This window comes from Aeromonas eucrenophila (assembly GCF_000819865.1).
Taxonomy (GTDB): Bacteria; Pseudomonadota; Gammaproteobacteria; order Enterobacterales; family Aeromonadaceae; genus Aeromonas; species Aeromonas eucrenophila.
Genome location: NZ_CDDF01000005.1, coordinates 252,802 through 266,353 on the forward strand (window position 1 = coordinate 252,802; position 13,552 = coordinate 266,353).

13 protein-coding genes are annotated in these 13,552 nt (G+C 62.7%); 4 read left to right on the plus strand and 9 right to left on the minus strand.

The window, feature by feature from the left end:
* Positions 1-18: 18 nt before the first annotated feature.
* Complete coding sequence (locus tag BN1124_RS05220) at positions 19-309, minus strand: hypothetical protein (protein WP_042639809.1); 291 nt, start codon at positions 307-309, stop codon at positions 19-21.
* Positions 310-526: 217 nt separating this feature from the next.
* On the opposite strand from BN1124_RS05220, the gene BN1124_RS05225 reads away from it, so the two are divergent.
* On the plus strand, positions 527-727 hold the full coding sequence (locus tag BN1124_RS05225) for a YbfA family protein (protein WP_033130475.1): 201 nt from the start codon (positions 527-529) through the stop codon (positions 725-727).
* Positions 728-959: 232 nt separating this feature from the next.
* On the opposite strand, the gene BN1124_RS05230 is transcribed toward BN1124_RS05225, so the two are convergent.
* The 3 genes from BN1124_RS05230 to BN1124_RS05240 form a co-directional block, all read right to left on the minus strand.
* Positions 960-1,727, minus strand: coding sequence for a DODA-type extradiol aromatic ring-opening family dioxygenase (locus BN1124_RS05230; RefSeq protein ID WP_042639812.1), 768 nt, complete (start codon positions 1,725-1,727; stop codon positions 960-962).
* A 431-nt stretch (positions 1,728-2,158) separates the two neighbouring features.
* Positions 2,159-2,629 carry a BamJ family beta-barrel-assembly machinery protein gene (locus BN1124_RS05235; RefSeq protein WP_042639813.1) on the minus strand — a complete coding sequence of 157 codons (471 nt, stop codon included), beginning with the start codon at positions 2,627-2,629 and terminating at the stop codon, positions 2,159-2,161.
* 154 nt (positions 2,630-2,783) lie between these two features.
* Positions 2,784-3,938: a sodium:phosphate symporter gene (locus tag BN1124_RS05240; protein ID WP_042639815.1), complete on the minus strand. Its 1,155-nt coding sequence runs from the start codon at positions 3,936-3,938 to the stop codon at positions 2,784-2,786.
* A 301-nt stretch (positions 3,939-4,239) separates the two neighbouring features.
* Here BN1124_RS05240 and BN1124_RS05245 point away from each other — a divergent pair, with 301 nt between their 5' ends.
* On the plus strand, positions 4,240-4,689 hold the full coding sequence (locus BN1124_RS05245) for a hypothetical protein (RefSeq protein ID WP_042639817.1): 450 nt from the start codon (positions 4,240-4,242) through the stop codon (positions 4,687-4,689).
* A 92-nt stretch (positions 4,690-4,781) separates the two neighbouring features.
* On the opposite strand, the gene BN1124_RS05250 is transcribed toward BN1124_RS05245, so the two are convergent.
* The 5 genes from BN1124_RS05250 to BN1124_RS05265 all read right to left on the minus strand — a co-directional run bounded on the left by BN1124_RS05250 (position 4,782) and on the right by BN1124_RS05265 (position 11,213).
* Positions 4,782-6,125, minus strand: a complete 1,344-nt coding sequence (locus tag BN1124_RS05250; protein ID WP_042639819.1) for an APC family permease — start codon at positions 6,123-6,125, stop codon at positions 4,782-4,784.
* 469 nt (positions 6,126-6,594) lie between these two features.
* On the minus strand, positions 6,595-7,938 hold the full coding sequence (locus BN1124_RS05255) for an APC family permease (RefSeq protein ID WP_042639821.1): 1,344 nt from the start codon (positions 7,936-7,938) through the stop codon (positions 6,595-6,597).
* Positions 7,938-8,075, minus strand: coding sequence for a hypothetical protein (locus tag BN1124_RS21505; RefSeq protein WP_197066166.1), 138 nt, complete (start codon positions 8,073-8,075; stop codon positions 7,938-7,940). Before BN1124_RS21505 ends, BN1124_RS05255 begins: the two co-directional genes overlap by 1 nt.
* A gap of 233 nt (positions 8,076-8,308) precedes the next feature.
* Positions 8,309-9,586 carry a 4-aminobutyrate--2-oxoglutarate transaminase gene (gene gabT, locus BN1124_RS05260; protein ID WP_042639823.1) on the minus strand — a complete coding sequence of 426 codons (1,278 nt, stop codon included), beginning with the start codon at positions 9,584-9,586 and terminating at the stop codon, positions 8,309-8,311.
* A 148-nt stretch (positions 9,587-9,734) separates the two neighbouring features.
* Complete coding sequence (locus BN1124_RS05265) at positions 9,735-11,213, minus strand: NAD-dependent succinate-semialdehyde dehydrogenase (RefSeq protein WP_042639825.1); 1,479 nt, start codon at positions 11,211-11,213, stop codon at positions 9,735-9,737.
* Positions 11,214-11,522: 309 nt separating this feature from the next.
* On the opposite strand from BN1124_RS05265, the gene puuR reads away from it, so the two are divergent.
* Complete coding sequence (gene puuR / locus BN1124_RS05270; RefSeq protein ID WP_042639827.1) at positions 11,523-12,134, plus strand: HTH-type transcriptional regulator PuuR; 612 nt, start codon at positions 11,523-11,525, stop codon at positions 12,132-12,134.
* A 49-nt stretch (positions 12,135-12,183) separates the two neighbouring features.
* Positions 12,184-13,461, plus strand: a complete 1,278-nt coding sequence (locus BN1124_RS05275) for an NAD(P)/FAD-dependent oxidoreductase (RefSeq protein WP_042639830.1) — start codon at positions 12,184-12,186, stop codon at positions 13,459-13,461.
* Positions 13,462-13,552: the final 91 nt, after the last annotated feature.

Here is a 13,552-nt window from a genome sequence, read left to right on the forward strand (position 1 = left end):
TCTCTGCGTTCTCTGCGTTCACTGTTGCTCCGTCAACTGCTCGCAGCCCTGCAGGCGCCACTCCTTGTGCAGATAGCGATCCATGTCGGCCAGTGCCTGGCCTCGAAACTGATACTGCATCTCCGCCGACTGCTCGGCCAGGGCCGACATCTTCTGTTTCAGCTGGCCACATTGCCACAGGCTGACGGTGGGCGGCGTGCCCTTGTAGGCGAGATCTATGCTGTCATTTTGATTGAGTTGCCACTCCTGCCACTGCGACCAGGCAAGCAGACCCAGCACACTCAGGATCGCGACTTCCGCCAATTTCATTCTCTCATCCCCTTGCCAATGTCCGCCTTCCTATTAACTCTGGTCCAGCCGCCGCATTTTTTCATGATTGTTGTTTTTTGGTTAATTAATGTAACCCGTTTTCATTTCATGGCCTGATGGCGGGGGTTTTTACCAAAAAGTGGCCTTAATGGTGTAGTAATCCTACAATTTGTGGCGTAATATTCATCCAGTGGTCTTACCAGTGAGGTGCTAAATCATGTTCCATCCCTTCTCTCTGACTCAGATAATCCTGCGCCGCATCTTCGTGTTGCTGGTGGGTTTGCTCGCCTTCCCGGTGATGCTGTTTCGCCGAGATCGCGCCCGTTTCTACAGCTACCTGCACCGTATCTGGAACAAGACCAGCACCAAGCCGGTGTGGCTCAAGATGAGCGAAAGGGGCGAGCGGATCTTCTACTGATCCCGCCATACGATAAAAAAAGAGAGCCGAGGCTCTCTTTTTTTATTTCTGCAACGCCATGAAATACCAGTCATTAGGCTGCAACTATCGGCCCTGACCAAGCGTCCCCATGATGCCAGCCCCCGTGTTGCCGAGTGCCTGATCGCTGCCCTTTCTCGTTCCCTTTCCAGGTTATCGCCACATAAAAAATGGCGGGAGTGGCCCGCCATTTTGTTGGTTTATCGCTCTGATTCTAGCCAAAGCGGTAGGAGCCCATGTAGAGGCTGCCGTAGTCCCAGCTGTCGTGCAGTTTCTGGGGTTTGTCGGCCCCAGCGGCCCCCAGCGCCACGAACAGCGGGCGCAGGTGATCGTCGTGGGGGTGGGATTCCACCGCCCCCGGGGCGCGTGCCCGGTAATCTTCCAGCGCGGGGCGATCCCCCTCCGCCATGGTTTGCTCCAGCCAGTGGGCAAAGTCGCTCGCCCAGCCGGGGACGGGGGAGCCGTCCGGCCCGAGCGCCCGCAGGTTGTGGGTGATGGCGCCGGAGGCGAGGATGCCAATACCTTGCTCGCGCAGGGCCTGCAGGGCTTCTCCCAGTTGCCACAGCTGGCTCGGGCTGAAGGTGGCCGGGATGGAGATCTGCACCAGCGGGATCTCGCTGGCCGGATCCATCAGGGAGAGCGGCGACCAGACGCCGTGATCCAGTTCGCGCTTGACCGGGGTGGCGGCCAGACCCGCCAGCAGCAGCTGATCGCTTACCGCCTCCTGCAACCAGGCCGGGCTGTTGGCGGGCCAGCGGATGCTATAGAGCGGGTCGGGGAAGCCGTAGAAGTCATACATCAGCGCCGGCTTTGGCTCGACGTTGAGTTGCAGATCGGTGCGGCTGAACCAGTGGGCCGAGATCACCACCAGCCCCTTGATATCCCCAAGGCGCAATTTCGTTAGAAATTGTGTAGCAGGTTGATCACGCAAGACCAGATCCGGGGCGCCGTGGGAGATGAACCAGACGGGAGCGATAGCCATGATGAGACTCCTTGTTGGCGGCATCGGCACAGCTGGCCGGCACCGCGTTAAACGGGATCAGGGCACTGGGCCACTGAGATTGAGGTCATTATCCTCCCCGGTTTTGTGGTTAACAATCCAGCGTGATGTATAAGCACTGTTCACTAATGATTGATAATCTGACCGCAACCCCAGGGCGGTGGGCGCGGCTGGCGCAACGGAAACAACGAGGCCAGCGGGTTGCGCTGGCCTCGTTGTCGGTGATGAAGGGGACTGGGTTACTGAATACCCAGCAGACCCACGTCGAACATAAGCACTGTGCCTAGTGGGATCGCGTTACTGAATACCCAGCAGTTCCATGTCGAACATAAGCACTGTGCCTTGTGGGATCACGTTACCCAATACCCAGCAGTTCCATGTCGAACATAATCACTGTGCCTGGTGGGATCGCGTTACTGAATGCCCAGCAACTCCACGTCGAAGATAAGCACGGATCCTGGCGGGATCTTGCCGGCGGCGCGATCGCCGTAGGCCAGGTTGGCGGGGATGTAGAAACGGGTCTTCTCCCCTTCCACCATCAGCTGTACCCCTTCGGTCCAGCCGGCGATCACCTGGTTCAGGCCAAACTCGATGGGCTCGCCGCGGGCGACCGAGCTGTCGAAGACGGTGCCATCCAGCAGCTTGCCCTCGTAGTGCACCTTCACCTTGCTGGTGGCGGTAGGGTGAACGGTGCCGGTACCCGGGGTCAGCACCTCGTATTGCAGGCCGGAGGCCGTGGTGGTCACCAGCGGTTTCTCCTTGTTGCTGGCGAGGAACTCGGCGCCCTGGCGCACGTTATCCGCCGCCAATTTTTTGTTGTTGCTGCTCGAGTAGAAGTAGTAGGCGACGCCGGCAACCAGCAGTGCTATCAGAATGAATTTCATCGGTTTTCTCTATTCCCTGTAATGCAAAGAGTGCGGTGAGAGTGGCATCTTATCCCAGCCGGGCAGAGAGGGCGAGCCACAGGGGCGGGGGATGTGACTGGGCAGACAAAGGACGAGGGGCGAACAGGATGAGCGCCCCTCGTCTGTACAGGAATTACTTGGCCGCCACCATCATCAGCGCGGGCAGGGCGAAGAAGAGCCCGCCCACGTAGCCGAGCGCCAGCAGCTTGTTCTCGCTGCCGACCCGGGCCAGGGTCTCGGCGGCCTTGATGGGCAATTCCCGCAGGAAGGGCACGCCATAGATGAGCGCCACCGCGAACAGGTTGAACAGCACGTGCACCAGGGCGATGGTCAGCCCCAGCTTGGCGCCGGCGCCGCTGATGGCGGTGGCCGCCAGCAGGGCCGTGATGGTGGTGCCGATGTTGGCGCCCAGGGTGAAGGGGTAGAGCTGGCGAGTGCTGAACAGGCCGCTTCCTGCCAACGGGATCATCAGGCTGGTGGTGGTAGAGGAAGATTGCACCATGACGGTGACCAGGGTGCCGGAGGCGATGCCGGTCAGCGGGCCGCGGCCCAGCGCCTTGTGCAGCAGCTCCTTGGCGCGACCCACCAGCACCCGTTGCAGCACCTTGCCAAGCCAGGTGACGCAGCCGAGGATCAGCAGGATACCGATGACGATGGTGGCGATGGCGCCGCCCTTGCCCGGCAGGAAGGCGACCACGCTGTCGATGAGGTTCAGTGCCGGCTCGATGAGGGGCTTCATGAAGTCCATCCCCTTCATCGACATGTCGGCGGAGCCCATCAGCATATTGGCCAGCCCCTCTGCGCTCTTCTGCAGCAGGCCGAACATCAGCTCAAGCGGCAGGAAGATGAACACCGCCAGCAGGTTGAAGAAGTCGTGGACTGTGGCGGCGGCGAAGGCGCGGCGGAACTCGCCCCTGTCCCGGATATGGCCCAGCGAGACGATGGTATTGGTGATGGTGGTGCCGAGGTTGGCGCCCATCACCATGGGGATGGCCATGCCCATGGGCAGGCCGCCCGCCACCAGGCCGACGATCACCGAGGTGACTGTGCTGGAGGATTGCACCAGGGCGGTGGCCAGGATGCCGAGCAAGAGGGCGACGAAGGGGTTGTTGGCGAAGGCAAAGATCTCGGCCGCGCCCTCGGCGCCACCGGAGAAGCCCTTGAAGCCGTGAGAGACGGCCCCGACGGCGACCAGGATCAGGTAGATCAGGGTGATGACAGCGAGCCAGTTGAACAGTGGGCCGGAACTTTGGGTCTGCTGTTGTGGGGAAGTCGGGTTGCTGTGCATGGTGCCTCTGGGCAGTCTGTGAAAATGGACGGGCGCATTACAGCAAGGCTCCATGACAGAAATATGACAAAGTGACATTTTTATGATGGTTTGATGACAGCGATCTCGTTACGGCGGATCGGTTGGGTATCGATGGAGTATTATGCTAATTAATTGTTTATTTGCGGTTGTATTGACCATGAAAGCAGAGGGATGCGTTAGAAACTGACGGATGGCGTGCCGAGCGGGAAGGGATCCGGTAACGTCCCCTTTCCCCAGGGGGTACACTGCCCGGTCATTTATCCGCGATAGTGAGTCTGTCATGAAACATCTCTTCCTTCTGCTTCTTCCCCTTTCCCTGATCTCTTTGCCCTCCCAGGCCGACATTCTCTCCTCGGGTTGCAGCGCCAAACAGGTGGCGATAGGGTCGGCCGTCAACGGCGCGACCGGGGTCAACAGCCGCTGCTCGGCGGCGAGCACCAAGCAGCGGGTAGACAATGCCGTCAAGGATCCCGCGGATTACGCCAAGCGCAAGGCGGCCCAAGCCACCGGGGTGGACGAGGCCTACAACAAGGCGAAGAACACCCAGCAGCGGGTCGAGAACGCGGTGGACAACCCTGCGGATTACGCCAAGCGCAAGGCGGCCCAGGCTACCGGCGTGGACGAGGCCTACAACAAGGCGCGCAATACCAAACAGCGGGTCGAGAACACGGTGGAAGATCCGGCCGCGGCGGCGGGTCGGGCTGTACTGCGCAAGACGGGTGCATACTGAGCGCCCGGTGAGCGGTGTGAAGGTGGTGCCAAGCTGGGCACCAACGAAAGAGGGGAGCCCATGGGCTCCCCTCTTTGCATCACGCGGATGACTTATTGGCCGTCGGCCGCTTCCTCGTACTGACGGAAGGGGATGCGGAATACCGCGAGGCGCAGGAACAGATAGGTGACCCCGATCCCCGCCCAGATGAGGCCAAGCTCCAGGGAGCTGCGCTCCAGGTTGATCCACAGTGCCCCTATGGTGGCGGCACCGAGCAGCGGCAGCACCAGGAACAGCAGGTGATCTTTCAGGGTCTTGTTGCGTTTCTCCCGCACCCAGAACTGGCCGATGACCGACAGGTTGACGAAGGTGAAGGCCACCAGGGCGCCGAAGTTCACCAGCGCCAGCGCCATGTCCAGATCGAACGACACCGCGGAGAGCGCCAAGGCCCCCACCAGCAGCACGTTGATGGCCGGGGTGCGCCAGGTGGGGTGGATGTAGCCAAACACCCGCTCCGGGATCATGCGATCGCGCCCCATCACGTAGAGGATGCGCGATACCCCGGCGTGGGCCGCCATGCCGGAGGCCAGCACGGCGACCGTGGTGCACACCAGCACCACGCTCTGGAACAGGGTGCCACCGACGTAGAGGGCGATCTCCGGCAGCACGGCGTCCGGCTCCTTGAAGCGGGCCAGATCCGGGAAGAACAGCTGCAGGCTGTAGGAGACGGTCACGAAGATGATGCCGCCGATGAGCGCGGTCAGCACGATGGCGCGCGGGATCACCTTGCCGGCGTTCGGGGTCTCTTCGGAGAGCGAGCTCAGGCCGTCGAAGCCGAGGAAGGAGAAGCACAAGATGGTGGCGCCGGTGAACAGCGGCAACATGCTGGCGGACTCCACATGGAAGGGACGGCTGCTGAGCAGGGTCGCGGCCCCTTCACCGTGGGTCAGGCCCCAGCCGATGAGGGCGAGGAAGGTGAGGATGATGGCGACCTGGATAAAGACGATGACGCCGTTGAAGTTTGCCACCAGGTTGATGCCGCGCAGGTTCAGGAAGGTCATCACTGTCACCAGACCGAAGATGAAGATCCAGGGCTCGACGCCGGGGAACATGGCGGTCAGGTAGATCTTGGCCAGCAGGATGTTGATCATCGGCATGAACATGTAGTCGAGCAGGGAGGACCAGCCGACCATGAAGCCGATGTAGGGGTTGAACACCTTCTGGGCATAGGTATAGGCAGAGCCCGCCGAGGGGAAGCGGCGCACCAGATGGCCGTAGCTGAAGGCGGTCAGCAGAATGCCGCCCAGCGCCAGCAGGTAGGCGGTGGCCACGCGGCCTTCGGTGATATCGCCGACGATGGCGAAGGTATCAAACACCGCCATGGGAGTGAGGTAAGCCAGACCCATCACCACAACCTGGAACAGGGTGAGCGTCTTGAGCAGCTTGGCACCGGCCATCACGCGTTCTCCTCTGCACAGGCCCGAGGGGCAAGGGTGAACGGGATCAGGGATGCGGCAGGGCATCGCTGGACACAGGGGGCGCCAAATGAGTGGCGCACGCCGGTGGGCACCGGCAGAAAAGCAGTGAAATGCCCCATGTATTTCCTCACAACGTCGGGAGATTGTTGAGCAATCTCGGTATCAATTCCGGCACAAGACCGGCCTCTTGGTGGATGGTGGTTTGCCCCTGAAATGCAAAGAACCGATGTTGTAAAACATCGGCTCTCAAGGGGCGCGACATTGTGCCCTCAGGGGGGGGGGGTGACAAGCAAAAAAAGGGGGCTATTGGGCATTTTGTTGACGGGGGTCAACCCCGGGGCGGGCGTCCGCCGGCGCGAGGGCCGGCGGACCCCTGGATGGGCGGGATCCTGGTGGGCGCGGCCCAATAAAGAGCCCGCACGGGGCGGGCTCGGGAAGGGCGTCAGGCTCAGGAGAGATCGGTCTCGGGCCGGCGCAGCGGGACCCGGAACAGGGTCAGGCGCAGCAACAGGTAGAGGGCGCCGAGGGCGGCCCAGATCAGCCCCAGCTCGAAGGAGGCGGGCTCGAGGTTGAGCCAGAGCACCCCGATACAGGCGGCGCCGCACAGGGGCAGCAGCAGAAACACCAGGTGATCCCGCAGCGTCTTGTTGTGACCGAGCTTGAGGTAGAAGTGGGCGATCACCGCCAGATTGACGAAGGTGAAGGCCACCAGGGCGCCGAAGTTGATCAGCGCCAGCGCCATCTCCAGATCGAATGACACGGCGGAGAGGGCCAGCACCCCCACCAGCAGCACGTTCAGGGCCGGAGTCTGCCACTTGGGATGGACATAGGCGAAGAAGCGGCTCGGCAGGGCGCGATCCCGTCCCATCACGTAGAGCAGGCGCGATACCCCGGCGTGGGAGGCGAGTCCGGAGGCGAGCACCGCGACCGTGGTGCACACCAGCACCACCGCCTGGAACAGCTTGCCGCCCACGTAGAGCGCTATCTCCGGCAGCACCGCATCCGGCTGCTGGAAGCGGGAGATGTCCGGGAAGAACAGCTGCAGGAAGTAGGAGACGGAGATGAAGAGCACACCGCCGATCAGCGCCGTCAGCACTATGGCGCGGGGGATCACCCGCTCGGCGTTCGGTGTCTCTTCACACAGGGTGGTGATGGCATCGAAGCCGAGGAACGACAGGCAGAGGATGGAGGCGCCGGTCAGCAGGGGCGTCACGTTCATGTGCTCGGAGAAGAAGGGACGGCTGCTGGTGATGGTGCCGAGCCCTTCACCCTGGTAGACCCCGGCGATGATGAGGCCGATGAAGACGGCGATGATGCTGAACTGCATGATGACGATCAGGCTGTTGAAGTTGGCCACCAGCTTGATGCCGCGCAGGTTCAGGAAGGTCATGATGGCGGCCAGCACCAGGATGTAGATCCAGGGCTCCACGCCCGGCAGCAAGACTTCCAGGTAGATCTTGGCCAGCAGCATGTTGATCATCGGCATGAACATGTAGTCGAGCAGGGAGACCCAGCCCACCATGAAGCCCACATAGGGGTGAAACACCTTTTGGGCATAGGTATAGGCGGAACCTGCCGAGGGGAACTTGCGCACCAGGTGGCCGTAGCTCATGGCGGTGAACAGCATGCCGATGAGGGCGAACAGGTAGGCGGTCGGCACGTGGCCTTCGGTGATTTCGGTGACGATGCCGAAGGTGTCGAACACGGCCATGGGGGTCAGGTACGCCAGCCCCATGATGACCACGTGCCAGAGTTTCAGGCTTTTTTTCAGGCCGACGGGTTGGGCATTCATCATGCTTTCCCCTCTGTGTTGGCCGGGGGGATCAGGTTGACGGTGGCGTCAGCCTGGGCACTGGGGGCGCCAATGTGTTGCACAGACGGCTGGCGCAGACCGGCGCGGGCCGGCAGGAAAGCGGTGAAATACCCCATGGTGTTCCTCACTAAGAAGCGGGTGTCGTGAGATGGCAGCCCATCTCGCTATCATTTCCGGTCTGTTCCGGCCTCGTTATGGATTTGTTTGCCGCAAAAAAAGACCGGGCTGCGATGAGCGGGCGGTCCTTGAAAGCGGAGGCGCATTGTGCATTCGTGATGCCCCCCTGACAAGCATATCAAGGGGGTAAAAACGCATTTTTTAGCACAAATGCGAGGCGCTGATGAGCAGCCTAGGGTCTGGCGGCTGCCAGCGCCTGTTCGAGCAGGTTTAACCCCTCGTCGACGATGGCCGGCGAGGCGGTCAGCGGCGCCAGGAAGCGGATCACGTTGGCGCGCACGCCGCAGGCCAGCAACACCAGGCCGCGTTTGCCTGCCTCGGCCACCAGTCGCTTGGTGAGATCCGGATCGGGACGGCTGGCGTCACCCTCCTTGACCAGCTCCATGGCCACCATGGCACCGGGGCCACGGATGTCGCCGATGCAGTCGACGTCCTGTGCCAGCCGGTGCAGGCGCGCCTTGATCTGCTCCCCCTGGGCCAGGGCTCGTTGGTTGAGCTTCTCCTCCTCGATCACCTCCAGCACCGCCAGGGCGGCGGCGCAGGCGATGGGGGAGCCGGCATAGGTGCCGCCCAGACCACCGGGTTTGGCGGCGTTCATGATCTCGCTCTTGCCCACCACGGCAGACAATGGGAAGCCGCCCGCCAGGCTCTTGGCGAGCGTCATGATGTCCGGCTCTATGCCGCTGTATTCGGTGGCGAAGGTCTTGCCGGTGCGGCAGAAACCGGTCTGGATCTCGTCACAGATGAGCACTATGCCGTGCTGATCGCAGATCTTGCGCAGGCTCTGCATGAAGCTCGGGGAGGCGACGTAGAAGCCTCCTTCCCCCTGCACTGGCTCCAGTATGATGGCGGCCACCCGGGCCGGCTCAATGTCCGAGCTGAAGCAGAGATCCAGCGCCGCCAGGGCCTCGGCCTCGCTCACCCCCAGATAATCGGCCGGGAAGGGCAGGTGATAGACCTCGCCGGGGAAGGGGCCGAAGCCGGTCTTGTAGGGCACCACCTTGCCGGTGAGCGCCATCCCCATCATGGTGCGGCCGTGGAAGCCGCCCTTGAAGGCGATGGTGCCGCTGCGGCCGGTGTGGGCCCGGGCGATCTTGATGGCGTTCTCCACCGCCTCGGCGCCGGTGGAGAGGAACAGGGTGCGCTTGGGGGTGGGGCCGGGCACCAGGGCGTTCAGCTTCTCCGCCAGCTCGATGTAGCCGGCGTAGGGGGTGACCTGGAAGCAGGTGTGGCTGAACTTCTCGAGCTGCTCGCGCACGGCGGCGAGCACCTTGGGATGGTTGTGGCCGGTGTTGAGCACCGCGATGCCGGAGGCGAAGTCGATGTAGCGATTGCCCTCCACGTCCCACAGCTCGGCGTTCTGCGCCCGCTCGATAAAGACCGGCAGCAGGGTGCCGACTCCCTGTACCACGGCGGCTTCACGGCGGGCCTGCCAGGATTGGTTACTCATCTCTATTCTCCCTCTGGGGCTAGCCCCTCAATTCACTGTGATGGGCCGGCAGCCTGGCTGCTGACCCTCTCCTTGTGGTGATGTCATGGGGCGGACGACTCGAGACACCCCTGTCATTAAAGAATTAACAATTACAATAAATGTATTTTTATGCAATTGAGCCGAAGCAGAGATATTTGGTCTCGAGGTACTCTTCCAGGCCCTCGCTGGCCCCTTCGCGGCCAAGGCCCGACTCCTTGATGCCGCCAAAGGGCGCCAGCTCGGTGGAGATGATCCCCTCGTTGATGCCGACCATGCCGTATTCCAGCCGCTCGGCGACCCGCCACACCCGGGCAATGTCCCGGCCATAGAAGTAGGCGGCGAGCCCGTAGGGGGTGTCGTTGGCCATGGCGATGGCCTCGGCCTCGGTCTCGAAGCGCACCAGCGGGGCCACGGGGCCGAAGATCTCCTCCTGCAAGATGGGGTTGTCCTGCGCCACCTCGGTCAGGATGGTGGGGTGGTAGAACAGCGGGCCGGCGGGATGGGGCTCGCCCCCCACCAGCACACAAGCGCCGGCGGCCTCGGCCTGACGGACCAGGCTAGTCACCTTCGCCATGGCGGCCGGGTTGATGAGAGGGCCTATCTGGCTGCCCTCGCTCATGCCATCCCCGACCTTGAAGGCGCGCACGGCGGTGGCCAGCTTGTCGGCGAAGGCGTCGTAGACGCCGGCCTGCACCAGGATGCGGTTGGCGCAGACACAGGTCTGGCCCGCGTTGCGGTACTTGGAGGCGAGCGCGCCCGCGACGGCGGCGTCGAGATCCGCATCGTCAAACACGATGAAGGGGGCGTTGCCACCGAGCTCCAGCGACAGCCGCTTCATGGTGTCGGCGCACTGGCGCATCAGCAGCTTGCCGATGCGGGTGGAGCCGGTGAAGGAGAGCTTGCGCACCTTGGGGTTGCGGCACAGCTCGTCGCCCACGACCGAGGCCTGATGGGAGGTGATGATGTTGATGACCCCGGCCGGAATGCCCGCCCGCTCCGCCAACACCGCCAGCGCCAGCGCACAGAGCGGGGTCTCGGCGGCGGGTTTGATGACGATGGTGCAGCCGGCCGCCAGGGCCGGGCCCGCCTTGCGGGTGATCATGGCGATGGGGAAGTTCCAGGGGGTGATGGCGGCCACCACGCCCACCGGCTGCTTGATGGTCGCGAGGCGCCTATCCCCGGAGAAGCCCGGGATGGTGCGGCCATAGGCGCGCTTGCCCTCTTCCGCGAACCACTGGATGAAGCTGGCACCGTAGGCCACCTCGCCCTTGGCCTCGGCGAGCGGCTTGCCCTGCTCGCGGGTCATGATGCGGGCGAGCTCGGTCTGGTTGGCCATGATGAGCTCGAACCAGGCATAGAGCCTGGTGCTGCGCTCCTTGGCGGTGAGGGCCGCCCAGGCGGGCTGGGCGCCGTGCGCCGCCTCGATGGCGCGACGGGTGTCGGCCTCGCCCATGTCGGGCACCTGGGTGATGATCTCACCCGTGGCCGGGTTGAGCACCGCGAACTGGCGCCCGTCATGGGCCTCGCACCAGTGACCATCTATATAGGCAAGGGATTTGAGCAAGGCGTGAGCCTGAGCGGGTTGTGATGCTGACGATGCTGACATAGATAGGAAGCCTCGATTGTGGGTCCGGGTGGCCAACTCATCCGACGGTGCCACCGTATAGAATAATAAGCACGTAACGACCATAAATTGAGCCGAAATGTTTTTCAAGTGTTAAATATATTTGAGTAAAGGGTGTGCTGCATGCTAGAAATGGGGCTGCCAGGACGATTCTATCGGTTTTTAGCGGGGGCGGTGTGCAAAATAATGAACGGTGTCAGTCGTTCAGCATAACGAACACCCCGGCGAGATTGGCTCACTATTTTAACCAGATGCCACAGGGTATTCGAACAGGCACAGAAGGAGGCGGGCATGCAGCAACCACAGGGAGAGGCCAGGTGGCAGGCCATGACGGATAACCCCTTGACGGACAAAGGCATGGATAAAAGCATGGGAGAGCGGCTCGCCGCCACCCGCCGCCGGTTGGGGCTCTCCCAGCGGCGAGTCGCCGAGCTGAGCGGGCTGACCCACGGCGCCATCTGCATGATAGAGCAGAACAAGGTGAGCCCGTCGGTGGCCTCGTTGCAGAAGCTGCTGAGCGTCTATGAGTTGCCGCTGTCCCGCTTCTTCGCCGAAGAGGAGGGGCGGGCGCCGAGCGTGGTGATCAAGGCCGAGCAGCTGATCGAGCTGGGCAGTCAGGGGGTATCCATGAAGCTGGTGCACAACGGCAACAACCGGCGCCAGCTCGGCTTCATGCTGGAGACCTATGCCCCCGGCACCGACACCGGGGGTCAGGTCAAACACCTGGGGGAGGAGGTCGGTACCGTGCTGGAAGGCTCGGTGCTGCTGACCCTGGCCGGCCAGACCTACCAGCTTTGTGCCGGGGATAGCTACGTGATCGATACGGGCGAGCCCCACAGTTTCAGCAATCCGTCGGGGCAGGTCTGTCGTATCGTCAGCGCCCATACCCCGGCCAGTTTCTAGTGTGAAAAGAAGATAGTTTGGGAACAGAACCGGTAAGGAAACAAGGATCATGACCGAACATGTAAACAGTTACTACGCAGCCAGCGCCAATAAACACGCGCCCTATCCGACCCTGACCGAGCAGCTGGAGTGCGATGTCTGCGTCATTGGCGCGGGCTACACCGGGCTTTCCAGCGCCCTGCACCTGGTGGAGAAAGGCTACAAGGTGGTGGTGCTGGAGGCCGCCCGGGTCGGCTTTGGTGCCAGCGGTCGCAACGGCGGCCAGATAGTGAACTCCTACAGCCGCGACATCGACACCATCGAAGCGAACTGCCCGCCGGATCAGGCCAGGCTGCTCGGCTCCATGTTGTTTGAGGGAGGCCAGATCATCCGCGATCGGATCAAGCGCTACAACATCCAGTGCGATCTGCAGCAGGGCGGGGTCTTCGCGGCCGAGACCGAGAAGCAGTTGCACGAGCTCAAGGCGCAGTATGAGCGCTGGCAGAGGTGGGGCAACGATCAGCTGGAGCTGCTCGACGGGGACGGGGTGCGCGAGGTGGTGGCGAGCGATCGCTACGTCGGTGCCCTGCTCGACAAGAGCGGTGGCCACATCCATCCCCTCAACCTGGCGCTGGGGGAGGCCGAAGCCATCCGCATGCAGGGGGGCAGGATCTTCGAACAATCTGCCGTCATCGGCATCACTCCGGGGCAGCCCGCCCTGATCAAGACCGCCAAGGGGGCGGTGAAGGCGCGCTTCGTGGTGGTGGCCGGCAACGCCTACCTCGGCAACCTGGTGCCCGAGCTCGCGGGCAAGAGCATGCCCTGCGGCACTCAGGTGATCGCCACCGAGGTGCTGGGAGAAGAGCGGGCCCGCGCACTGCTGCCCCAGAACTACTGCCTGGAAGACAGCAACTACCTGCTCGACTACTACCGCACCACCGGGGATCACCGCCTGCTCTATGGCGGCGGCGTGGTCTATGGGGCGCGGGATCCGGCGGATATCGAGCGGCTGATCATCCCCAAGATGCTCAAGACCTTCCCCCAGCTCGCCGGCGTCAAGGTGGAGTACACCTGGACCGGCAACTTCCTGCTGACCCTGTCGCGTCTGCCGCAATTTGGTCGCATCGGCCCCAACATCTACTACATGCAGGGCTACAGCGGCCACGGCGTTACCTGTACCCATCTGGCGGGCAAGCTGCTGTCGGAGGTGCTGAGTGGTCAGGCCGAGCGCTTCGATGCCTTCGCCAAGCTGCCTCACTACCCCTTCCCGGGTGGCCGTCTGCTGCGCATCCCCTTCACCGCCGCCGGTGCCGCCTGGTACACCCTGCGAGATCGCCTGGGGGTATAGCGACCGATGAAGCTGGTAACCAGCAGGTGACGTGACAGTCATCAGCCATGGGGTTGGACCTGCACCACGAAACTCAAACAAAAAGAGAGGG

Excerpts from the sequence above, each read along its gene's own strand:
- BN1124_RS05220 (WP_042639809.1), bottom strand. The coding sequence starts at position 309 with ATGAAATTGGCGGAAGTCGCGATCCTGAGTGTGCTGGGTCTGCTTGCC.
- BN1124_RS05225 (WP_033130475.1), top strand. The coding sequence starts at position 527 with ATGTTCCATCCCTTCTCTCTGACTCAGATAATCCTGCGCCGCATCTTC.
- BN1124_RS05230 (WP_042639812.1), bottom strand. The coding sequence starts at position 1,727 with ATGGCTATCGCTCCCGTCTGGTTCATCTCCCACGGCGCCCCGGATCTG.
- BN1124_RS05235 (WP_042639813.1), bottom strand. The coding sequence starts at position 2,629 with ATGAAATTCATTCTGATAGCACTGCTGGTTGCCGGCGTCGCCTACTAC.
- BN1124_RS05240 (WP_042639815.1), bottom strand. The coding sequence starts at position 3,938 with ATGCACAGCAACCCGACTTCCCCACAACAGCAGACCCAAAGTTCCGGC.
- BN1124_RS05245 (WP_042639817.1), top strand. The coding sequence starts at position 4,240 with ATGAAACATCTCTTCCTTCTGCTTCTTCCCCTTTCCCTGATCTCTTTG.
- BN1124_RS05250 (WP_042639819.1), bottom strand. The coding sequence starts at position 6,125 with ATGGCCGGTGCCAAGCTGCTCAAGACGCTCACCCTGTTCCAGGTTGTG.
- BN1124_RS05255 (WP_042639821.1), bottom strand. The coding sequence starts at position 7,938 with ATGAATGCCCAACCCGTCGGCCTGAAAAAAAGCCTGAAACTCTGGCAC.
- BN1124_RS21505 (WP_197066166.1), bottom strand. The coding sequence starts at position 8,075 with ATGGGGTATTTCACCGCTTTCCTGCCGGCCCGCGCCGGTCTGCGCCAG.
- gabT (WP_042639823.1), bottom strand. The coding sequence starts at position 9,586 with ATGAGTAACCAATCCTGGCAGGCCCGCCGTGAAGCCGCCGTGGTACAG.
- BN1124_RS05265 (WP_042639825.1), bottom strand. The coding sequence starts at position 11,213 with ATGTCAGCATCGTCAGCATCACAACCCGCTCAGGCTCACGCCTTGCTC.
- puuR (WP_042639827.1), top strand. The coding sequence starts at position 11,523 with ATGCAGCAACCACAGGGAGAGGCCAGGTGGCAGGCCATGACGGATAAC.
- BN1124_RS05275 (WP_042639830.1), top strand. The coding sequence starts at position 12,184 with ATGACCGAACATGTAAACAGTTACTACGCAGCCAGCGCCAATAAACAC.